23 protein-coding genes are annotated in these 19,886 nt (G+C 55.9%); 13 read left to right on the forward strand and 10 right to left on the reverse strand.

All coding sequences use genetic code 11. From position 1 onward, the window contains the following. Nucleotides 1-14 precede the first annotated feature (14 nt). The gene (locus N6V40_RS06095) at nucleotides 15-1,091 is read right to left on the reverse strand and encodes an alkene reductase (RefSeq protein ID WP_262199412.1); all 1,077 of its coding nucleotides are present in this window, start codon (nucleotides 1,089-1,091) and stop codon (nucleotides 15-17) included. A gap of 165 nt (nucleotides 1,092-1,256) precedes the next feature. Between N6V40_RS06095 and N6V40_RS06100 the strand changes: the two genes are divergently transcribed. After that, a complete protein-coding gene (locus tag N6V40_RS06100) occupies nucleotides 1,257-1,859 on the forward strand; it encodes a TetR/AcrR family transcriptional regulator (protein ID WP_262199413.1) in 603 nt (200 codons plus the stop codon). A gap of 94 nt (nucleotides 1,860-1,953) precedes the next feature. On the opposite strand, the gene N6V40_RS06105 is transcribed toward N6V40_RS06100, so the two are convergent. The 4 genes from N6V40_RS06105 to N6V40_RS06120 are packed head-to-tail and all read right to left on the reverse strand — an operon-like array spanning nucleotide 1,954 to nucleotide 5,606. Continuing rightward, nucleotides 1,954-2,748, reverse strand: a complete 795-nt coding sequence (locus tag N6V40_RS06105) for a strictosidine synthase (protein WP_262199414.1) — start codon at nucleotides 2,746-2,748, stop codon at nucleotides 1,954-1,956. A 39-nt stretch (nucleotides 2,749-2,787) separates the two neighbouring features. Continuing rightward, entirely contained in the window at nucleotides 2,788-3,642 is an 855-nt protein-coding gene (locus N6V40_RS06110) for an alpha/beta fold hydrolase (protein ID WP_262199415.1), read from the reverse strand. A gap of 46 nt (nucleotides 3,643-3,688) precedes the next feature. Beyond that, nucleotides 3,689-4,684, reverse strand: coding sequence for an NADP-dependent oxidoreductase (locus N6V40_RS06115; RefSeq protein ID WP_262199416.1), 996 nt, complete (start codon nucleotides 4,682-4,684; stop codon nucleotides 3,689-3,691). A 52-nt stretch (nucleotides 4,685-4,736) separates the two neighbouring features. Then, on the reverse strand, nucleotides 4,737-5,606 hold the full coding sequence (locus N6V40_RS06120; protein WP_262199417.1) for an alpha/beta fold hydrolase: 870 nt from the start codon (nucleotides 5,604-5,606) through the stop codon (nucleotides 4,737-4,739). A 114-nt stretch (nucleotides 5,607-5,720) separates the two neighbouring features. Between N6V40_RS06120 and N6V40_RS06125 the strand changes: the two genes are divergently transcribed. From N6V40_RS06125 to N6V40_RS06140, 4 genes are all read left to right on the forward strand, one after another. Continuing rightward, nucleotides 5,721-6,371, forward strand: coding sequence for a TetR/AcrR family transcriptional regulator (locus N6V40_RS06125; protein WP_131089074.1), 651 nt, complete (start codon nucleotides 5,721-5,723; stop codon nucleotides 6,369-6,371). Then, nucleotides 6,355-7,764 carry a dihydrolipoyl dehydrogenase gene (gene lpdA / locus N6V40_RS06130; RefSeq protein ID WP_131089073.1) on the forward strand — a complete coding sequence of 470 codons (1,410 nt, stop codon included), beginning with the start codon at nucleotides 6,355-6,357 and terminating at the stop codon, nucleotides 7,762-7,764. The genes N6V40_RS06125 and lpdA overlap by 17 nt, the downstream gene beginning before the upstream one ends. 81 nt (nucleotides 7,765-7,845) lie before the next feature. Then, a complete protein-coding gene (locus tag N6V40_RS06135; RefSeq protein WP_262199418.1) occupies nucleotides 7,846-9,051 on the forward strand; it encodes an NAD(P)/FAD-dependent oxidoreductase in 1,206 nt (401 codons plus the stop codon). 48 nt (nucleotides 9,052-9,099) lie between these two features. Then, nucleotides 9,100-9,540: a universal stress protein gene (locus N6V40_RS06140; RefSeq protein ID WP_131089071.1), complete on the forward strand. Its 441-nt coding sequence runs from the start codon at nucleotides 9,100-9,102 to the stop codon at nucleotides 9,538-9,540. Here the strand turns inward: N6V40_RS06140 and N6V40_RS06145 are convergent. Next, nucleotides 9,537-9,866: a CHY zinc finger protein gene (locus N6V40_RS06145; RefSeq protein ID WP_315973780.1), complete on the reverse strand. Its 330-nt coding sequence runs from the start codon at nucleotides 9,864-9,866 to the stop codon at nucleotides 9,537-9,539. The two genes, N6V40_RS06140 and N6V40_RS06145, sit on opposite strands and share 4 nt — an antisense overlap. Nucleotides 9,867-10,034: 168 nt before the next feature. On the opposite strand from N6V40_RS06145, the gene N6V40_RS06150 reads away from it, so the two are divergent. Continuing rightward, entirely contained in the window at nucleotides 10,035-11,414 is a 1,380-nt protein-coding gene (locus N6V40_RS06150; RefSeq protein ID WP_315973781.1) for an MFS transporter, read from the forward strand. A 665-nt stretch (nucleotides 11,415-12,079) separates the two neighbouring features. On the opposite strand, the gene N6V40_RS06155 is transcribed toward N6V40_RS06150, so the two are convergent. After that, a complete protein-coding gene (locus tag N6V40_RS06155; protein ID WP_131089069.1) occupies nucleotides 12,080-13,003 on the reverse strand; it encodes a LysR family transcriptional regulator in 924 nt (307 codons plus the stop codon). Between the two features lie 139 nt (nucleotides 13,004-13,142). On the opposite strand from N6V40_RS06155, the gene mmsB reads away from it, so the two are divergent. The 7 genes from mmsB to N6V40_RS06185 all read left to right on the forward strand — a co-directional run bounded on the left by mmsB (nucleotide 13,143) and on the right by N6V40_RS06185 (nucleotide 17,946). Then, the gene (gene mmsB / locus N6V40_RS06160) at nucleotides 13,143-14,066 is read left to right on the forward strand and encodes a 3-hydroxyisobutyrate dehydrogenase (protein WP_262199419.1); all 924 of its coding nucleotides are present in this window, start codon (nucleotides 13,143-13,145) and stop codon (nucleotides 14,064-14,066) included. Nucleotides 14,067-14,074: 8 nt separating this feature from the next. Beyond that, nucleotides 14,075-14,527 (forward strand): alcohol dehydrogenase catalytic domain-containing protein, encoded by a 453-nt coding sequence (locus N6V40_RS17300; RefSeq protein WP_315973782.1) that lies wholly within the window; start codon nucleotides 14,075-14,077, stop codon nucleotides 14,525-14,527. Next, nucleotides 14,482-15,165, forward strand: a complete 684-nt coding sequence (locus tag N6V40_RS17305) for a zinc-binding dehydrogenase (RefSeq protein WP_315973783.1) — start codon at nucleotides 14,482-14,484, stop codon at nucleotides 15,163-15,165. The genes N6V40_RS17300 and N6V40_RS17305 overlap by 46 nt, the downstream gene beginning before the upstream one ends. A gap of 16 nt (nucleotides 15,166-15,181) precedes the next feature. Further along, nucleotides 15,182-16,246 (forward strand): ROK family transcriptional regulator, encoded by a 1,065-nt coding sequence (locus N6V40_RS06170; protein ID WP_131089066.1) that lies wholly within the window; start codon nucleotides 15,182-15,184, stop codon nucleotides 16,244-16,246. Between the two features lie 68 nt (nucleotides 16,247-16,314). Further along, nucleotides 16,315-17,124, forward strand: coding sequence for a polyphosphate--glucose phosphotransferase (gene ppgK, locus N6V40_RS06175; RefSeq protein ID WP_131089065.1), 810 nt, complete (start codon nucleotides 16,315-16,317; stop codon nucleotides 17,122-17,124). 7 nt (nucleotides 17,125-17,131) lie between these two features. Then, on the forward strand, nucleotides 17,132-17,602 hold the full coding sequence (locus N6V40_RS06180) for an HAD family hydrolase (RefSeq protein WP_262199420.1): 471 nt from the start codon (nucleotides 17,132-17,134) through the stop codon (nucleotides 17,600-17,602). Next, nucleotides 17,593-17,946: an HAD hydrolase family protein gene (locus N6V40_RS06185; protein WP_262199421.1), complete on the forward strand. Its 354-nt coding sequence runs from the start codon at nucleotides 17,593-17,595 to the stop codon at nucleotides 17,944-17,946. Before N6V40_RS06180 ends, N6V40_RS06185 begins: the two co-directional genes overlap by 10 nt. Here the strand turns inward: N6V40_RS06185 and N6V40_RS06190 are convergent. The 3 genes from N6V40_RS06190 to N6V40_RS17315 form a co-directional block, all read right to left on the reverse strand. Further along, nucleotides 17,943-19,151, reverse strand: a complete 1,209-nt coding sequence (locus tag N6V40_RS06190; protein WP_262199422.1) for an amidohydrolase — start codon at nucleotides 19,149-19,151, stop codon at nucleotides 17,943-17,945. The two genes, N6V40_RS06185 and N6V40_RS06190, sit on opposite strands and share 4 nt — an antisense overlap. A gap of 12 nt (nucleotides 19,152-19,163) precedes the next feature. Then, nucleotides 19,164-19,565, reverse strand: a complete 402-nt coding sequence (locus tag N6V40_RS17310) for a hypothetical protein (protein WP_315973784.1) — start codon at nucleotides 19,563-19,565, stop codon at nucleotides 19,164-19,166. A gap of 87 nt (nucleotides 19,566-19,652) precedes the next feature. After that, entirely contained in the window at nucleotides 19,653-19,880 is a 228-nt protein-coding gene (locus N6V40_RS17315; RefSeq protein WP_315973785.1) for a hypothetical protein, read from the reverse strand. Between the last annotated feature and the right edge of the window lie 6 nt (nucleotides 19,881-19,886).

Here is a 19,886-nt window from a genome sequence, read left to right on the forward strand (position 1 = left end):
TGTTTCTGTTGGTTTTAGGCGTGAGCCAGGGTTGGGTAGTCGATGTAGCCCTTTGCTCCACCGACATAGAGTGTGGCTGGGTCCAAATCATTAACCGGTGCGTCGGTACGTAGGCGTTCAACAACATCTGGGTTAGCTAGGGCAATGCGTCCCAGCGGTTCGATGTCTGCCAATCCTGCCTCGATGTCCGCACCGATAGTTTCGCGTTCGCGGCCATAGCGCACTACCAGCACGGCCGTTGGCCACGACTGGCGCAGGGAGCGCAGTAGTGCGTCATCGCCCAGGTGATGAACGTGCAGGTAGACCAGATTCAGTTTGGCCAATTCGCCGACCAAGTGTTGGTACTGGGCATGGACATCTGCTGGCTCGCCCTCGAACAGGCCTCCGAGTGGGAAAGCAGGCGAGATGCGGATGCCGGTGCGATCCGCTCCAATTTCTTCGGCAACCGCCTGAGTGACCTCAACGACAAAGCGTGAACGATTTTCTACCGAGCCACCGTATTCGTCGGTGCGTTCGTTGGCATTTGGGGCCAGGAACTGGTGCAACAGGTATCCGTTAGCGGCGTGGATTTCTACACCGTCAGCTCCAGCCGCGATGGCCGAAGCAGCTGCGTGACGGAATTCGCCAATGACTTCTTGGATATCTTCGCGGCTCAGTTCGCGTGGCACGGGAGTCTGCTTTTTACCCTCAAGGGTGAAGATCTCTTGCTCGGCGGAGATCGCTGACGGCGCTACCGGCTGACGATGATGTGGGGTGTTATCCGGGTGAGCCGAGCGGCCAGCGTGCATGAGCTGAATGAACAGGTGCCCACCTTCAGCATGAACCTCATCAGCGACCTTGCGCCAGCCTGCGATGTGCTCTTCGGTGTAGATGCCTGGGGTGTTGAAGTAGCCCTGGCCGTCAGCCGATGGCTGGGTTCCTTCGGTGATAACCAAGCCGAGGGATGCGCGCTGTGCGTAGTACTGTGCGACATGCTCGCCCGGGGTGCCGTCTGCATTTGAGCGGTTGCGGGTCATCGGCGCCAAAGCAAGGCGGTGGGGGAGTTCGATCCGGCCGAGAGTGAACGGCTGCCAAAGGGACGGGGAAGTCATAACGAGCGGTTTCCTTATCTACTAATTGTGGGCACTGTCCTAGGGTTGAGGCCTTGTTGCCTCACGCCATCGTGGAAGAATGGAAGGTGTAAATTTCCAACCCCAGCAAACGGTGACTATAATCAAAACTGAGTGTAGTCATAGTTTATTCCCGGAGGATAAAAAATGTCAGTGGCGTCCCAGCCCCTAGGGCGGCGTGAGCGGAACAAGCAGGAAAAGCTTGAACGCATCACCGCGGCCGCCAGTAAGCTCTTCGCCAAGTACGGCGTAGACGAAGTGACCACACAACAAATTGCCGACGCTGCCGATATCGGCACTGGTACACTATTCCTGTATGCCAAGAACAAAGGCGAACTGCTACTGCTGGTGCAAAATCTGCACTATGCGCAGTCTCTGGAACGCGGATTGTCGGCAGCGAATAAGACCTCCACTGCGCTGGATGGAATTCTGGCCTTTATTGAACCAATCGTTGAATGTAACCGCGTCCAGGTAGAAAATGGCCGTACCTACCTGCGTGAGATGGTTTTTGGAGATCCGGAAGAACCTCACCACGCTGAAGCCTTAGCTATCGTTGAGCAGACTCAAGCGGCCACGGCGGACCTTCTAGTCGAGCGCTCCCATATGCCGCAGGATCAGGCAAAGAGTTTTGCTTCGGTGATCTCAGCGATCATGTTCTTGGAATTGTCTGCGACGGTCAATGCCCAGTCCAGCAACTCGGAAATCATGGGGCGACTTCGCACCCAAATTTCCTCGATACTGCCAAGCTAAGCCGAGGCAATCAAGCAGTGCACTAAGGCCTGCGCTATTCGGTCAGTGGGTTGGACTGACCGATTGGCGCAGGCCTTAACAATTTGCCGGGCGGCTAGGATTCGGGTGCTGCGAGAATCTCGCCACCCTTTACGTAGCGCAGGGTCGTTTCCACATCGTAGGCGTGAACTGCCGAGGTAAAAGGCGCAATTAGCTCCGAAAGATTGGCAGCCTGACCTCCAGCGAAAAATTTCTCACGCGCCTCGTCGTCAACAAAGCCAAGAATCACCGAAGCATGTAAATGCTGGTCCTCAGGATTATCGTGCGCCACATTTGGGGTATCCCACAGCTTCTGACTCCAAGGCAGAAATACCTGGGTGCGAAGTTCAGTAAGCACCCCGGTCTCTACTAGAGCTGGTACCAAAGTTTTCTTCACGAACTTATGGAAGGCCACCGTGCCGGTGTCCTTGCCGCGGCGTAGGTACAGCACTGCGCGAGATCCCGGATGGGACCCAGGAGCCACGTCGTACCACCGGGACGAACTCGGAGGTCCGGCGTAGAGCAAGGTGCGGCGGAAGACATTAACCTCGTCTGCAAAGGCCAATGCAGTTTGCTCGCGCCCAGCCAAAGGGGACAGAGCATTTTCAAAGGTTACTTCGGCGATGCCGTCAATCTTCCGATCCTCGGGAATGAGCGTCTCCAAGGACGGGCGGGCTGGCCACCGTCCAGGATTAGCTTCTGCCAGATGAATCTGCCGATATTCACTCAAGCCCGGAGTATTGGCGATAATCCCCGAATGGGGGCCTTTCCAATAGTCCATGCCGGTTTGGCGTGGCTGGTCCTTGCACATCCACAGCAAGATCGATGAAGTGAAGTGCTTAGCGACCTCTGGTTTTGCTTTCTCACTCATGTTCAGGCCTTCCAATTGATTTTTGCGAAGAAAACGGGACTACTCGGACAGGAACTCGGCGGCGACCGGCGCGAACTTCTCCCAGTACTGGAAGACGCCACCGTGACCGGAGTTCGGGTAAATGATCAGTTCGGATCCGGCGATGCGCTGGTGTAGGTCTACCGAAAGGATCGATGGAACCATCCGGTCATGATCGCCATTGGCGATCAAAGTTGGGATGGTGATCTTTGACAGATCTGAAGGTGCCGAACGGCCAAACTTCACGATGGCCTTGAGCTGGGTTTGCAGCGCTTTAAATGCGATGTCCTTGTCGCGGTCAACGGTGCGCTCCTTCAAACGCTCCACAAAAGCCTTGCCAGCTTTTTTGCCTTCCTTGTTGCGTTCGAAGAACAAGAATTCTTTAGGATCTGAGCGGGTGATGGTGGCGCGGAAGATGTCCCAGTAGGTCACCGCAACCACCTTGTCGATGTTCCGGCCGCCACGTGGTCCGGTGCCGGTGAGCACCAATTTCCGCACCAGATCTGGGTGCTTGACCACTAGGTCCTGAGCGATGAAGCCACCCATAGAGAACGAGAAGATATCGATCTTGTCGTAGCCCAGTGCGGTAATGAAGTTGTACGCATCGTCAGCGGCTGCCTCCAAGGTGTCGGGAACTGTGCCAGAAGATGCGCCTACGCCGCGCTGATCAAAGGTGATAACGTGGCGGTTTTTTGCGATGGCATCAACAATGCGTGGGTCCCAGTTATCCAAGGTTGCTGCCAAGTGGACAAAAAAGACAACCGGGATGCCGCCCTTTGGGCCCAACTCGCGGTAGGCAAAATTGACGCCACCGGCACTGATGGTTTTTGCCGGTGCTTGCGCGTAGGAAGTGATGACTGGTTCATTTGTGGACATGATTTCTGCTCCTCCTGAGCTTGGGGAATGCTAAATGGTATGAGAACTAGGCGCCGAGGATAACAACTTTGCCTCGGGCGCCACCCTTGGCTAGAGCTTCCAAAGCTTGAGGTGCCTGATCAAATTCAAAGGTCTTGCCAACTACCGGATTGAGCACATCATTGTCGATGAGCTTGGCGATTTTGCGCAGCTGTTCGCCGCTGGCATCCATGAACAAGAACTCGTAGCTGACCCCAAGTTTCTTGGCCTGCTTGCGGATTTTGGCGCTCAACGCGGTGACGGCCAAACGGAACACTACGTTCAGACCCGCCTTAGCTGCGAAGGCAGGATCTGGTGGTCCTGAGATGCCGATGGCCTTGCCGCCCGGACGCAGGATACGCAGTGATTTCTCCAGGTTTTCGCCGCCGAGTGAATCGAGCACTAGATCGTATCCGGAGAGTTCCTTTTCGAAGTCCTGGTTGCGGTAGTCAATAACTTCATCGGCTCCCAGCTCGCGGACAAAGTCGGCATTCTTGGCAGACACAGTAGTGGCCACATACGCACCGAGGTGCTTGGCGAGCTGGATCGTGATTGAGCCAACGCCACCGGCGCCAGCATGGATCAGCACCTTCTGTCCCGGCTGAATATTTGCGCGGACTACTAGGGCCTGCCATGCAGTGAGCGCAACCAACGGCAACGAAGCGGCCTCTGCGATAGTGATGGTGGTTGGAGCCAAAGCAACGTCGGCCTCATCGATGGCGATGCGTTCGGCAAAGGTGCCAATGCGGAAATCGCGGGGGCGAGCGTAGACCGTGTCCCCGACTTTGAATCCGCGGACCTGGGAGCCGACACTGATGACAGTACCGGCAACGTCGTGGCCAAGGACTAGCGGAGTCTTGTAGGGAAGGATGGTTTTGAATTCGCCTTCACGAATCTTTTCGTCCAGCTGGTTCACGCCAGCTGCCAGTACCTTCACCAGTACGTCGTGCTCGCCGAGGGTTGGCTCGGGAACGTTGGTCTCGCTGAGCGTACCTTTGTATTTATCGATAGCGAATGCTCGCATGTTATGTGCTCCTCTTGGCTGATGTATGGATATTTGTCGAAACGTCGCTCGGTCAGCGACTCAAGAATTTAGTGATGGTTTGTGAAATTGATGCACGGTGTTGGGAGACAACACCATGCCCGGCGTCCGGGTAGATCTGCACCTGCGTTTGGGGGAGTACCCGCTTGAGCGCTTCGGTGTTTTCTGGGAAGACCATTGCATCAGAATCGCCGTGCAAATCTAGTACGGGGCCAGTGAACCCCAGGGTCACGGGCGTCGCTTGGCCCCAACGTTTGACTGCGCGTAACTGGGCCACTAATACGTTCGGCGCTACCGGCTTGTCGCGACTGCTGGTTCGGAGCTTGAGCCGAGCCTGATACCCTTTGGAGGCTTGCTTGCCGTTGTCAGTTTTTGTGAAAAACAAGACGGAGGTGGGGTTGGTCAAAGTGATTGCCCCACGTAGGACACCGCGGATGAAAGTCTTGGTCATTTGCGTCAGTCCAGGACCGCTCTGCGGTCCGGTCCCGGCGAAGACTACGCGGTTCACTAATTCGGGTGCTTGGCGTAGGACTTCCAGTGCCACCATCCCGCCCATGGAGAGCCCAAATAGATCAATTTGAGCTAGGCCTAATGCTCGGATGGTCGCTATCGCATCTTGAGCCATGGCCTCGAAATTATCTTGCGGTGTTCCGGTAGAAGCACCCACGCCGCGGTAGCCAATCAGGATGACTCGTCGCGTGGCGGCGATGGGGTCGATGAGTTCTGGATCCCAGCTATCGAGGTTCGCGCCCAAATGGGTCAGCCCGACCAGGGGCAAGCTCTCATCCTGAGCATTACCAAGTTCGCGGTAGATGAATTGTGCCCCGGCGGCATCCACCGTGCGATTTTCCGCAGCAACAAGCGATGCTGTGGCACCGTGATCTTCGTTAGGTTGCTTTGTCATTTGCGCTGTGTGCTTCCTGCCTTGTTCGCTGTGAGGATGAAAGGTTTTCATCTCCATGCTTCCGAGTATACTCAATTATGAGCAAGCTCAGATATTTTTGTCAAGGGAGGAAATATGAAGTCGGTCTATGCTCCCCGTGGTCGCAGGGAACGGGCTAAAGAAGAAAAACTTAAGCGAATTTTGTCCGCAGCCAGCTACCTGCTCGCTAAAGAGGGAATCAACAGTGTCACAACGCAACAGGTTGCTGACAAAGCAGATATCGCTATCGGAACCCTGTACCTCTACGCGGGAACCAAAGCGGAGCTTTTGATTATGGTGCAGAACCAAAAATTCGCCACCGCAATCGAAGAAGGGCTGGCTGCCGACACCTTGATTAAGGGGCCGGAGCCTCACCCCGTTCGAGACCTCATGGCTCTGATAGACCCGGTGCTGACCTGTATTCGAGAGCATCCAGAAAATGGTCGCACCTACATGCATGAGCTAGTTTTTGGCGACCCCGCAGAACCTCATCGAGCCGAGGGACTGGCCCATGCCCAGCGCTGGGAACAAGGAATGCGAAAGGTGCTCTCGGAGTACGCTGGCCTTGACGCAGCGATACTCGCTCGTGTGATCACCTCGATAGTCCATGTCACTGCAACGGCCACCATGTACCTAGATGACTCATTGCCTGTCATCCGCGCCAACGTTGAACAGCAGATCGCAGCAATCTTGCCAAGAGAAACAAATCTGTATCTAAAGGAGAACTTCCATGAACACCAGCACTAATCACTTTGACGTTGTAGTTCTCGGCGCGGGCCCCGGTGGTTATGTCGCCGCTATCCGTGCCGCACAACTGGGCAAATCGGTGGCCGTCATTGAAAAGCAGTACTGGGGTGGGGTGTGCCTTAATGTGGGCTGTGTTCCTTCCAAGGCCCTGCTGCGCAACGCTGAACTTGCTCACACCTTCACTCATCAAGCTGAACAGTTCGGCATCCGCGGAGAGGTGGACTTTGATTTCTCGGTCGCTTTTGACCGCAGTCGCACCGTAGCCGAGGGAAGAGTTAAAGGTGTGCACTTCCTCATGAAGAAAAACGGCATCACCGAGATCAACGGACTGGGTAGCTTCAGCGACGCTCACACCCTTCAGGTTCAGCTCTCCGAGGGCGGAAGCCAAACCGTCACTTTTGACAACGCCATCATTGCAACGGGCTCCACTGTGAAACTGCTGCCAGGGGTGGAAATAAGTAAGAACGTGGTGACCTTCGAGTCCCAGATCCTTTCCCGAGAACTGCCAAACTCCATGGTGATCGTCGGTGCCGGAGCCATTGGGATGGAATTCGCCTATGTCCTTGCCAACTATGGAGTCGAGGTCACGATTATTGAATACCTTGACCGGGCTCTACCCAATGAAGATCCAGAAGTTTCCAAAGAGATCGCCAAGCAGTATAAGAAGTTGGGTATCACCCTGCTCACCTCGGCCTCGGTGAATACTGTCGAAGATGATGGATCCTTAGTGACCGTGACCTATACACCGAAGGGTGCTGAACCCAAAAGCATCGTTGTGGACAAGGTGCTAATGTCCGTGGGCTTTGCTCCACGCACCGATGGCTATGGGCTGGAAAATACGGGCATCACATTGACCGATCGCGGTGCCATCGGTATCGACGACTACATGCGCACCAATGTGCCACACCTGTACGCGATTGGAGATGTGACCGCAAAGCTGCAGCTGGCCCACGTGGCTGAGGCCCAGGGCGTCGTGGCAGCGGAAACCATCGCCGGCGCAGAAACCCAGACGCTGGGAGACTACCGGATGATGCCACGTGCGACCTTCTCGCAGCCGCAGGTTGCCTCCTTCGGGCTAACTGAACAGCAAGCGCGAGATGACGGCCACGAGCTGAAAATTGCTAAGTTCCCATTTACCGCCAACGCAAAAGCGCACGGCCTGGGTGAACCCGGAGGATTCGTGAAAATCATTGCCGATGCCCAGTATGGTGAGCTGCTCGGTGCACACCTGATCGGTGCCGATGTGGCTGAGCTGTTGCCAGAACTCACGCTCGCTCAAAAGTGGGATCTGACCGCGACCGAACTTGCCCGTAACGTGCACGTTCACCCGACGTTGGGAGAAGCTTTGCAGGAAAGTTTCCACGGGCTTACTGGACACATGATCAATCTCTGAGTGAGTCGATTAAGTCCTTGCCAAGCACAGCCTCCGGGTGTGAGTATCGAGGTACATGGTTGTCGAGGAATCGGGTGCAGCATGGAATCGATCGTTGTCCTTGGTGGGGGTTTAGCCGCTGCAAGCGTCGTGAGCGAATTACGTGAGCGTGGTTATTCCGGGAAGCTGACTTTGATCAGTGATGAAACCGATTTGCCTTATGAACGTCCGCCGTTATCTAAAGGCTTCTTGCAAGGCAAGGAAGAGCCAGCGGACTTCATCGTTCATGACTCCACTTGGTACTCCGAACATGGGGTTGCTCTGCGTCTGGGTGTGGCCGGGATCAGCATTGAAGCGGAACAGCAACGAGTACTGCTAGCGGATGGCGATTCGGTGAGCTATGACCATCTGGTTCTAGCCACCGGATCGCGGGCCAGCCTCGGGAAAGAGGCTCCGATTGCCGGCTATGACTTGCCTGGTGTGCACGTGTTGCGGACGCTGAATGACGCAAAGTCTCTGCGTGAGGACATCACTGAAGGAACGCAAGTAGCCGTGGTCGGCTCTGGCTGGATTGGTATGGAGGTCGCTGCCTCGGCGCGTCAGAGCGGAGCGCGGGTCACCGTGTATTCGCCAACCGACGTTCCGCTGAGCAAGGTTTTTGGCGAGCGCTTCGGAAACTATCTCTTGGAGCTACATCAACGTCACGGTGTCGATGTGCGTACAGCACGGGTACAGGGCATCGAACGAGCGGACGGGCATCTGCAAGTGTATTCGGATGCTGGATCCTCCCGTGCTGACGTTGTAATCCTAGCGATGGGTGCGGTTCCGAATCTGGAACTAGCTGAAACTGCGGGGTTGGACGTGGACGGTGGCGTAGTTGTTGACCAGAGCCTACGAAGTAGTAATCGACAGATTCTCGCAGTGGGAGATATTGCCCAAGCTTTTAACACACATCTCGATCGCCACCTGCGCGTAGAACACTGGGATAACGCAATACGCCAAGGGAAGCTGGCCGCCGCAACGCTCACCGGCGCTGATGAGTCCTCTGACTGGTTGCCGTACTTCTTTACAGACCAGTTTGATCTGGGTATGGAATATGTTGGCCACAGTTCACCGGATGACACAACGGTGATCCGTGGAGATACTGAATCTGGAGAATTCATTATATTCTGGCAGCACGGCCAGACGGTGACTGCTGCGGCCAACGTGAATATTGGGGACGTCAACGATACGTTGCGGACGCTGGTGGGGCGGAACATCGACGCGGAACGTTTGGCCGATGTGCAGATTGATTTGACGCAACTTTAGTTCGGGATTTTTGGTGAATACCGGTTCGTTAGAAAGCAGGAACAGCTGATGGGCACGATGGTTTTGGGTGTGGAACCTGGAATGAATGCAGCCGTGTTGGCGGCCGCTGGAAAGCTGGCGAGAGAATTGCATGCACGTCTGGTGTGCGTTTATGCAGACTCTGGACGGATCATGACGCAAAAGTTGGCCGCCGGAGACCTGTTAACCTCGGCGGGCAAAGTCTCAGAGGAACTAGCGTGGGAGATTTCCTCGGTGATTACTGGTGTCGAATTCGAAACCTACACAGTTGCCGGCGACCCAGCAAAGGTGCTCAGCGCAGTAGCCGAGCAACTTGATGCTCAAATGATTGTTGTCGGTACTCGAAGAGCTGGCTTGCGCAACAGAATGACTGAAATCATTGACGGCTCCATTGCCGTCACCTTGGCGCACAAACAGCTGCGCCCCGTATTGGTTATTCCTCGACAGCCTGAAGCTGCGGAAGATTTCTAGGACGACAATTCAAAATACAGATTTTCGTGGAGTTTGCAGCCGGGGTTGAATAGCGCTTGGCAGTGCGGGCATGAAGATGAAGCACGGTATTCATCAATGCTTAGTTCGCAGCGGCAAACTCCGCAGAGAACTGCGGGTTGATCAAACTTATCTGCCGGCCAAAGTTGGGCCGGATGATCAGCCAATTCGGCGTGGCAGAGGTGGCACGGGTAATAGGTATCGCAGCAGACGTGCTTGAGCGCAATCACGTCGTTGAGCTGATGATAGTGAGCGCATCTGGTTTGTTCATCCATCTGCACACCACGCAAATTCACGTTTATCGCCACGGGACCTCCTAAGAACTTGATGGCCTGTGCAAAAAAGCACGCCGAATGTGCACAATCTGTTTCCTACTATGCACCGTTGCGACTATCTTTGACGATGTGATCCGGGTCATACTCTCTGGTGAAGCTGGTTCCGATGGGGTGACTGGCAAGGGCGTTAGGAAATAAATCGTGGCCAGTGAAACGTCAACAAAATCTGAACGCAAGGGATTGCGCAGGGTAGTAGCGGCTTCCATGGCAGGAACTGTGGTCGAGTGGTATGAATTCTTCCTCTATGCCACCGCCGCCACTTTGGTATTCAACAAGATCTTCTTTCCAGACAACGGCAATGACCTCGACAACATCATCAAAGCCTTCCTCACCTACGCGGTGGGATTCATCGCTAGGCCAATCGGTGGCATTGTCTTTGGACACTTTGGCGACAAGTACGGCCGCAAGCACCTACTACAGGTGGCCATCGTCTTGGTCGGTGCAACGACCTTCTTGATGGGCTGCCTGCCGACCTTCCATTCAGTTGGCTACGCAGCACCAATCATGCTGGTCGCCTTGCGCTTCCTTCAGGGATTTGCTGTGGGTGGCGAGTGGGGCGGCGCGGTGCTGCTAGTAGCCGAACATGCTCCGAGTAAGGAACGTGGATTCTGGGCCTCCTGGCCACAAGCTGCTGTTCCAGTCGGAAACCTGCTGGCAACCGTGGTGCTGTTGGTTCTGTCTTCCACCTTGAGCGACGAAGCTTTCTTGGCCTGGGGTTGGCGTATCGGTTTCTGGCTTTCAGTAATTATCGTCATTGTTGGCTACTACATTCGTACTCGTGTTTCGGACGCACCAATTTTCCAAGAAGCAAAAGCTGAGCTGGAGCAGAATGCTGCCGTCGGCTATGGTGTCGGAGAAGTATTCAAGCGCTACCCACGCGGCGTCTTCACCGCAATGGGACTGCGATTTGGTGAGAACATCATGTACTACATGGTGGTGACCTTCTCGATCACCTACATGGCCACTCAGTTGAAGATGGTGACCTCAACCATCTTGGGCCTGATGCTCATTGCCCACGTCATTCACGCAATCTTGGTTCCGCTGGTTGGACGCTTCACCGATACCCGCGGGCGCCGTCCGGTTTATGCCACTGGCGTTATCCTCATGATGGTCTGGGGTGTAGTGGCATTCCCAATGTTCAACACTGCCAACCTTGGCATCATCCTTGCCGCTATCGTGCTGGGACTTGCGATACACGCACTGATGTATGCTGGCCAGCCAGCCATCATGGCTGAAATGTTCCCAACCCGCATGCGCTACTCAGGTGTTTCCTTGGGCTACCAGGTCACCTCGATCGTGGCCGGTTCCATGGCACCGATCATCGCTACCTGGCTACTGAAGGTCTACGGATCTTGGGTTCCGGTGGCTGGTTACATTGTCTTCGCAGCACTGGTCACCTTGGTCGCAGTCTTCTTCATGTGTGAAACCAAGGGAACTGACTTGAGTGCCATTGACGAAGCGGACCGTTTGGCTACTGATGGTGAGGTTGAAGTAGCAAAGCATTTGAAGATGCAGAAGTAACAGCTTCTTCGATAGCCAAGAAGGTGGTCAGTTCATCACAGAGCTGGCCACCTTCTGTTTTTCTATTGCGTAGGTGCGGAGAACCCAGCGGAGCTTTCCGGGGCGCGGGCGTAGACTTTTCGTCTGGGAAAAACACGTCCAAGGAGAAAAAGATGCAACCGTGCCGACTGTATATTGTGGGCGCCAGCGGATCAGGAACAACGACGCTAGGTAGGGCCGTGGCCACTGCTTGGTCGGTGCCTCATGCTGATTCGGATGACTACTTCTGGCTCCCCAGCGTTCCGCCCTACGTTCAAGCACGGCCCGTCAAAGATCGGGTGGTTCTGATGCTTAGCATGTTTGTGCCACGCGCCGCCTGGGTCTTATCAGGCTCGGTTAATGGGTGGGCAGATTTGGTCTTACGACAATGTGATGCCGTGGTCTTTTTGTCCTTGGACCCTGCGGTGCGCCTCAGCCGGACCAGGCAACGCGAATTGATCCGTCGTGAGGGGAGGATATCGACAGTGCTGCCTTTGACGAATTTATGCACTGGTCCCAAAGTTACGACGATCCACAATTTCACGGTCGAAACCGGGCTAAACATGAAGCGTGGTTGGATACGTTGAATTGCCCTGTACTGCGCCTTGATAGTTCGCGCAGCGTGCCAGAGCTGTGTGAAGCGGTGCTTAGTTGGGAGCCTGCTCAGGGAACGGAAGAATAAACCAATCCCCATTGGCTGCTGCATCATTCAGCGCTCGAACGGTCGCCTGCACGGCCTTGCTGCGCAGAGCTTCCTCGCGGCCGACAAGCCAATATTCCGAGAGATAACTGAACTGATCGTGCAGCACCGGAATCAGATTCGGGTAATGCTTAGATAAGAAAACGGGGAGTAATCCGAGACCAGCATGATTCATTGTTGCTGCGTACTGCACGGCAATGCTGGTCGAGGAAATTGCTCGCCGCATAGGCGGTAGATGACTGGTCGCCTCGTCGAGCTTGTCCACGGTCAGAGCGGTGTCGATGTAGTAGTTCAGGCTATGCCTAGCCAGCTCTGAAAGTTGTTGCGGAGTTCCATGGACTTCTAGATATTCGGCGGTAGCGTATAGTCGCAATTCATAGTCCATGAGTTTTGTGGAAGCCGCTTTACGGACGTTGGGCTGTCCAATGACTATTTCCAAATCCATGCCGGTGCGAGTCTGCCGCGCACGCGTGGTTTCCGAAACAATTTCAAAAACCAACTGCGGATGACGGGCCTGCAACTTAGCCAAAGCAGGGGCAGCAAGATGAGCGCTGAACGCATCAGGCGCTGCCAAGCGCACGTGACCGGCGAGCGCTGGGGAATCGTCCTCGGTGCTGATCGCTGCTACCGCCTGCTCGATGGCCTCGGCACTGGCCATGGCATGGCGTCCGAGGTCCGTTAGTTCCCAACCGTTGGGTGTCTGTGTCAGCAGGTGGCCGCCCATGGCCTTTTGCAGGGCGTCGATGCGCCGGGAGATTGTCGAGTGGTTCACCCCGAGTACAGCTGCCGCTGCGGTGTAGCGACCCAAGCGTGCCACGGTGAGCAAAGCAATGAGGGATTCGAGGTGGCGGTAATCGATCTGACGGTCCATAGAACCAGTCTGCCATGGGCAGTGTGCGCCAGCGCACACTGCCCATGCGCAATTAGATTGCTCCCAAACATTGAGTGCCCCTAGCAGAGCAACCTACGCTGGCTTGAGAAGACAAAACTCAATGGTGAGGGGATATTCGATGAGCACGTACGCATGGATTGGTCTAGGCAATATGGGCGGACCGATGACCGCCAACCTCGTTGCAGCAGGTCATCAGGTGCTGGGCTTTGATCTCAACGAGGATGCCTGCAATACCGCGGCCCAAGGCGGGGTACAGATCACCAGTTCGGTCCTCGAAGCCATTGATGGTGCCGAAGTAGTCTTCACTATGCTGCCCAAGGGGCAGCACGTGCGCTCGGTGTATGAAGGTGAGGCAGGAATCTGGGCCAACTCCACCAAGGACATGTTGCTCATTGATTCCTCTACCGTGGACATCGAAACTTCACGCTATATCCATGAAGGTTCTACCCAACGTGGTTTGAACTTTGTTGATGCCCCAGTCTCTGGTGGCATTTCCGGGGCAGCTGCAGGAACCCTGGCCTTCATGCTTGGCGGTGCGCAAGAACTCATGGAGCGGGCAACCAACTATATTGCCCCGATGAGTGGGCGGACCATCATCGCAGGTACGGCCACTATGGGCATTGCCGCCAAGATCTGCAACAACATGATGCTCTTTATTGATCTGATGGCTAGCGCCGAAGGCTCTCAGCTGGCCGAAAAGCTCGGACTGGATCCCAAGGTGTTCTGGGAGATCGCTTCGGTCTCGTCGGGCAAATCCTGGGCGCAACAAACCTGGTACCCGGTCCCGGACATTATCGACACTGCCGCGGCCAACAATAATTTTGAGGCCACCTTCCGTGCGGATCTAGCGCGCAAAGATATCGGCCTTGCCTTAGATGCCGGGGAAAGCACCGGGGTGAGCTTGCCGGCGGCGACACTAGCCCGGGAACAATTTGATGAGCTAATTGCCCAAGGGCTGGGGGATAAGGACTGCTCGTTGATCGTCAAAAACCTCTTGCCTGACGGTGCGGTCCGCGGGTGGAACCCAGAGCAGGCAGGCTAAGGGTGCGCTTGATCCAGGCCGCCGTTCTTGAACAACGAGAGAATCAGCAACCCTACGCCGAACACCAACCGCTTTCATTGCGTGAAGTGCAGCTTGATGAACCTGGTCCTGGCGAAGTGCTGGTGCGCATCAACGCCGCGGGGTTATGCCATTCTGATCTATCGGTGATTGATGGCAACCGGCCACGGCCTCTACCTATGGTGCTTGGACATGAATCGGCGGGCATTGTGGAACAGGTCGGTGCCGGGGTGCAGCTGGCAGTGGGCCAGCAAGTCATTTCGGTGTTCCTGCCACGCTGCGAGAAGTGCCAAGCCTGCGCCACCGGAGGAAAGCTACCCTGCACTGCCGGTACCGAAGCCTATACCGCAGGAACGTTGCTCACTGGCACTCGCCGGCTGCAGATGGATGGCCAGGGGTGCACCACCATCTGGGTGTCTCTGCCTTTGCTACTTATGCCGTGATGGATGCACGCAGCGTGGTGCCGGTAGGAGCTGATATTCCCGCTGAAGTAGCTGCCGTACTTGGCTGCGCGGTACTCACCGGTGGCGGGGCCCTGCGCAATGCAGCCAAAGCTACGGGTGCAGAAGATGTCGCGATCGTTGGGCTCGGCGGAGTAGGCATGGCCGCTTTACTGGTGGCAGTAGGTCAACGCACCACAGGCAAGATTCTGGCGATAGATGCCAATGAAGACAAATTGACCACAGCCTTGGAACTAGGTGCTGACGAAGCCTGTACACCGCAGGATCTTTCCGGGCGTAGCGCCAGCATCGTGATTGAAGCTGCGGGACACCCACGAGCTTTTGAAACCGCGCTGGCCGCTACCGCTGTTGGCGGGACGCTGGTGACCGTGGGGCTTCCTGCACCAGGGGCGATGAGCAGCATTGAACCACTGTCGCTGACGGCTGGGGCAAGAACCATCATCGGCAGCTACATGGGCTCAGCCCTTCCAGCCAACGACATTCCCTGCTACGCAGGCTTATGGCGCGCAGGAAAACTGCCAATCGAGAAGTTGGTGCGTACCCGGCCGATGGCGCAGATCAATGAGGCGTTAGATGAATTGGCTCAGGGGCGTTCAGTTCGCCAAGTACTGCTGCCTTGACCAGTAGGATTGAGGGGTGACTGATTCGACCGCCGGTCCACGAGCACTGGCAACTCTGACCGACATCCGGGTGTTTGATTACCTGTGCACCGCACCGGCGACGCGCACCCAGATTTCTGCCGACCTTGGCATCTCCAAACCCACTGCTTCTCAAGCGATCTCACGATTGCAGGAGAACGGTTTGGCCCTGGCCATTGACCGTCCCTCTGAAACGAAGCGCGGACGTACCCCAGAACGCTACGCGCTACGCGCCGAGTTTGGTCACCTGCTCGCATTGTGCCTGCAAGCCGAATCCTTGCAGGTTCGCGCCACCGATCTGGCGGGCAACATTTTGGTGGATCGGCTCTACGCTTTGACCCCGCACAGTAGCGCCGAAGAAGTCGAAAAGATGGCGGCCACGGAGATCACCCGGGTACACAAGCAGTTGCGCTCGCCGTTGCTTGCTGCTGCAGTCAGTCAGGCAGCTCCGGTGCTCCGTGAGGATTCAGAACGCGTAGTTCCCACCGAGATTTTCCCTGCCTCAGGCGCCAACTTGGCTGGACTCTTTGATCAGAAGACGCCAGTGGTTTTGGACAATGACGTGAACTGGATGGCGGTAGCCGAAGCCGAGAACAGCGACGGCTCACTAATGATGCTCTACATCGGTGCCGGTCTTGGTGCTGGATTGGTCATTGACGGAAAGCTTCATCGCGGACGTCACGGTACTGCCGGCGAACTGGAGAACCAGCTGCTCGGTGAAAAGAACCTACGCGAAGTATTGGGTGAAGCTGGCATGTTCCAGACCCGCGTGCTCTGGGAGAAGCTGGCAGATCAGCGCACGTGGAAACCTTTCCTGAGGCCACTGAGCCAGGTGGTGGCGAATTTGGTCGGTTTTGTTGACCCGCAACAGCTGGTCGTTAGTGGGCCTGCGGTCACCGAAGAATTGTGCCAAGCACTGGCTGACGAGGTTAATGATCGATTGCTGGTTCCAGTGCATGTTCATTCTTCTGCACTCGGAGCCCAGGCTGCCGCACATGGAGCCATTGCTGGTGCGCGCGAAGTCGCATTAGATAAACTTTGGGAAAACTACCGCGAACGTTGACCAAACGGCGGAACCAATATATCGTAAAGAGTCCTTAAAATTTCTTTGCACCGCTGGGGAGAATCCTGATGGCATCATCTGACGCATCGGCAAGTAAGTCGCAGTACGCTGCCATCGGCCTTGACATGGGCGGATCTTCGATCAAGTACGCCTTGGTCGGTACCGACGGAAAACTTGTCGAAAGTACCGTGAATAAGGCGACCACCCCAGAGGGTGCTCACCCAGATGCTGTGGCCGAAGTTATGGCGCAGATCATCATCGATTTGCAGAAGGTCACCGGCGAGGATCTTGCCGGCATTCCCGTGGGAGTCACCGTGCCAGGCATCGTCATTGACGGTGTAGTGCACTCGGCAGCAAACATCGACAAGGCATGGATCGGCCTTGACGCCACCACCATGCTCGGCAAAGTCTTGGGCCGCGAAGTCCACGTGCTCAACGATGCAGATGCCGCAGGCGTAGCTGAAGTCTTTGCTGGCGCAGGTTCCAAGGACGGCATTCCACTCAAGGGCAGCACCTTGTTGCTGACCCTGGGCACCGGAATCGGTTCAGCATTCTTCCGTGATGGTGTGCTCTTCCCTAACGTGGAATTTGGCCACCTAGAAATCGACGGATTTGATGCTGAAAGCAAGGCAGCCGCACGCGTTATGCGCGAAGAGGACCTGAGCTGGGAGCAGTACATTCAGCGACTGCAGCGCTACCTGTCGCACGTTGAATTCTTGTGCAGCCCTGACTTGATTGTCATTGGCGGCGCAATCTCCGAGGACCACGAGCACTTCTTGCCTAAGCTGGAGTTGCGCGCAAAAGTTGTGCCTGCGCAATTCAACAACGCCGCCGGAGTGTTGGGCGCAGCGCAGCGCGCCATGCATCCAAACAACTAAGGAACTAATGCATACCATTGACCCGAACGCCCAAATTAAGCTCGTTGCCGTTGACATGGACGGCACCTTTTTGGACGGAGACGGTCAAATCCCGGATGACGCTTGGGGCGTGATTGACCAGCTTCAGGCTCGCGGCATCAAGTTTGTGCCCGCCTCAGGCCGGCAGTTCGCCACCCTGCGCGAGCAGTTCGCGCAGCTCGGCGAAATCGCCATCATTGCCGAAAACGGCACCGTGGTGATGGATGGCGACAAAGAAATCTACTCCAACATCATCGATTCGGCATCTGTGGATGCGGTCATTGATGCGGTCCGAGCACAAGAAGCGCTGGATGCTGGATTGGTGTTGTGCGGACGACGTACTGCCTATGTTGAACGCAATGACGAAGAATTCATGCAGGCAGTCGCACCGTACTACCGTGCAGTTGAGGTCGTTAAAACCTCAATGACGTTGATGATGAAATCATCAAGATGGCAGTGAACGTTGGCACCAGCAAGGTCCAAGAAATGGCTGATGTGCTTGATGTTCCGCTGCAGGTTGTCATCTCTGGAAGCCACTGGGTTGACGCCATGAACCACGGTGTACACAAGGGACTAGCTCTTGGTGCGCTGCAAAAGGAACTAGGCATCAACGACGACGAAACTGTCGTGTTTGGTGATTACCCTAATGATCTGGAAATGATCAAGGCAGCCACCTACTCCTTCGCCATGGCCAACGCCCACCCCGACGTTGCCGCGGCCGCGAACTTCACGGCCCCAGCCAATACCGAACACGGTGTGCTGCAGGTCTTGCGCGCCTACCTTGACGGGCGCACAGCCCTCTAGCGCCCCAAGTAGTGCATTAATCCTGCCACCGCAGCAAGAACTCCGGTATCCAGAGCTCCACGGTATTCCGGCAGGAAGAACGGCGAATGGTTGACCGCAGGTGAAGTATCTTGTGGGTCAGCGCCGCCAAACATCCAAAAGACATTGGGCACGCCGATGGCATCGGCCAGTGCGCCAAAGTCTTCGGATCCCATCGCTGGGGGAGCCAAGCGGATCTGATCTTCTCCGAACTCTTCACCAAATGCCGGTACCAGCTGTTCGGTGTGCTGCGGATCGTTGTAAAGACGAGGGAAAGTATACAACTCGGTGATCTTCGGTTGTGGCGCATCGGATGCCTCAGCTTCTGCATTGATGATGCGAGTGACAGCGGCAAGCACCTTGGCACGTACCGGGTCGGTAAGCGTGCGGATATTTAAGGTGAACACCGCGGAATCTGGAATGATATTTTCCTTCAGCCCAGCGTGGAAGGAACCACAAGTCACCACGGCAGAATCCAATGGGTTGAGCTCGCGTGAGGTGATGGTCTGCAATCGGGTAATGATGTTGGCGCCCAGCACTATCGGATCAATAGAATCCTGCGGCTGGGATCCGTGGGCTTGTTTGCCGTAGAGGGTCACCTCCAAGGAGTCGGCCATCGCCATGGCAGATTCAGGGGTCACCGAGATCGTGCCGGTGGCAAAGGGGAAAACATGCTGGCCCAGCACCACCTGCGGAAGTGGAACCTTCTCCCATAATCCGTCGGCCACCATGGCGCTAGCTCCGGCGCTGGTTTCCTCACCCGGCTGGAAAATGAAGATGACGGTGCCCTGCCACGAAGTGGAACTGCGGACCAAGATTCGTGCCGTAGCCAGCGCACTGGCCCTATGGGTGTCGTGCCCGCAGCCATGCATCACCGGTACCTCGGTGCCGTCGGAAAGCGTGCCGCGTGCGGTCGAAGCATAGTCGACCTTGGTGTCCTCCTGGATGGGCAATCCATCACTATCGGCCCGGAAAGCCACCACTGGTCCCCGACCATTTCGCAGGATGCCCACCACACCGGTGCCCCCGCACCGGAAGTTTTCGATGCCCATATCGGTGAGCTGTGATTCGATGAAGCTGGCGGTATTGTGCTCCTGCATCGACAGTTCCGGACTCTGGTGCAGGTGCAGGTAGTCCTGGTGTAGTTTGTTGGTATCGATCTCGGTGAGCTGAAGTGTGGTTTGCACGGGGAGTACCTCTTAGCTTTCTGAAGTGTAGGTTTTCTTGCGGTCGCGCAATACCCAGGAAAAGACGGTGGAGCAGATAACCACGATGGCGGTAGCGAACATCGCCAAGGATGGGGCTAGAGGGACAAACACAAAGGTCATCAGCAGCGCTAATACGATGGCAATCACGGTGGGTCGCAACGACTTCATCGCCACAATGCTCTGGACCAATACCGCCCCCATCAGTGACGGCAGAATGTACAGTCGGGCCACGTCGGTGATCTCTGCGGGAATCAGCGAAACCAGCCACGTTCCCAGCAGACCTACCAGAAGCAGCAAGCTGGTCAGGTGCACCGTTGCCGCACCACAGATAGCCATCACCGCAGCCAAGTCCCCGCGTTTGGTGCCAGGCTTGGCCAATGGTGGACTGAGCAACGATGGCCGCTGGCAGTAGCTTATTGGAGATGTTGCCGATCATGAACGCCTGGTACATGGCAGCAGATCCAAGAATCGGGAAGTACGTCAGTGGCTCGACAATCCAGAGCACTCAAAGGTTCCGGCCACGGCGAGGAACGCCACCCAGACCATGGACCCGGTGATCTCCAGTCCGCTGAAGAACGCGATGTAAATTGGACCAATCAGTGATAGCACCAGTCCAATGATCATGGTGTTTCGACCATAGCGGCTGGTTTGCTTTTCAAAGCGCTCGATCGAGGCATCAGCGCTGGAAAGTTGTGGTGTCGCAGTCATGATGAT

Origin of the sequence: Glutamicibacter sp. M10, assembly GCF_025452055.1 — a bacterium.
In the GTDB taxonomy this organism is placed as follows: domain Bacteria; phylum Actinomycetota; class Actinomycetes; order Actinomycetales; family Micrococcaceae; genus Glutamicibacter.

What these genes read in the sequence shown, in the direction of transcription:
- N6V40_RS06100 (WP_262199413.1), top strand. Translation starts at nt 1,257, where the DNA reads ATGTCAGTGGCGTCCCAGCCCCTAGGGCGGCGTGAGCGGAACAAGCAG.
- N6V40_RS06125 (WP_131089074.1), top strand. Translation starts at nt 5,721, where the DNA reads ATGAAGTCGGTCTATGCTCCCCGTGGTCGCAGGGAACGGGCTAAAGAA.
- N6V40_RS06120 (WP_262199417.1), bottom strand. Translation starts at nt 5,606, where the DNA reads ATGACAAAGCAACCTAACGAAGATCACGGTGCCACAGCATCGCTTGTT.
- N6V40_RS06155 (WP_131089069.1), bottom strand. Translation starts at nt 13,003, where the DNA reads ATGGACCGTCAGATCGATTACCGCCACCTCGAATCCCTCATTGCTTTG.
- N6V40_RS06185 (WP_262199421.1), top strand. Translation starts at nt 17,593, where the DNA reads ATGGCAGTGAACGTTGGCACCAGCAAGGTCCAAGAAATGGCTGATGTG.
- N6V40_RS06180 (WP_262199420.1), top strand. Translation starts at nt 17,132, where the DNA reads ATGCATACCATTGACCCGAACGCCCAAATTAAGCTCGTTGCCGTTGAC.
- N6V40_RS06140 (WP_131089071.1), top strand. Translation starts at nt 9,100, where the DNA reads ATGGGCACGATGGTTTTGGGTGTGGAACCTGGAATGAATGCAGCCGTG.
- N6V40_RS17315 (WP_315973785.1), bottom strand. Translation starts at nt 19,880, where the DNA reads ATGACTGCGACACCACAACTTTCCAGCGCTGATGCCTCGATCGAGCGC.
- N6V40_RS06105 (WP_262199414.1), bottom strand. Translation starts at nt 2,748, where the DNA reads ATGAGTGAGAAAGCAAAACCAGAGGTCGCTAAGCACTTCACTTCATCG.
- N6V40_RS06110 (WP_262199415.1), bottom strand. Translation starts at nt 3,642, where the DNA reads ATGTCCACAAATGAACCAGTCATCACTTCCTACGCGCAAGCACCGGCA.
- lpdA (WP_131089073.1), top strand. Translation starts at nt 6,355, where the DNA reads ATGAACACCAGCACTAATCACTTTGACGTTGTAGTTCTCGGCGCGGGC.
- N6V40_RS06135 (WP_262199418.1), top strand. Translation starts at nt 7,846, where the DNA reads ATGGAATCGATCGTTGTCCTTGGTGGGGGTTTAGCCGCTGCAAGCGTC.
- N6V40_RS06095 (WP_262199412.1), bottom strand. Translation starts at nt 1,091, where the DNA reads ATGACTTCCCCGTCCCTTTGGCAGCCGTTCACTCTCGGCCGGATCGAA.
- mmsB (WP_262199419.1), top strand. Translation starts at nt 13,143, where the DNA reads ATGAGCACGTACGCATGGATTGGTCTAGGCAATATGGGCGGACCGATG.
- N6V40_RS06115 (WP_262199416.1), bottom strand. Translation starts at nt 4,684, where the DNA reads ATGCGAGCATTCGCTATCGATAAATACAAAGGTACGCTCAGCGAGACC.
- ppgK (WP_131089065.1), top strand. Translation starts at nt 16,315, where the DNA reads ATGGCATCATCTGACGCATCGGCAAGTAAGTCGCAGTACGCTGCCATC.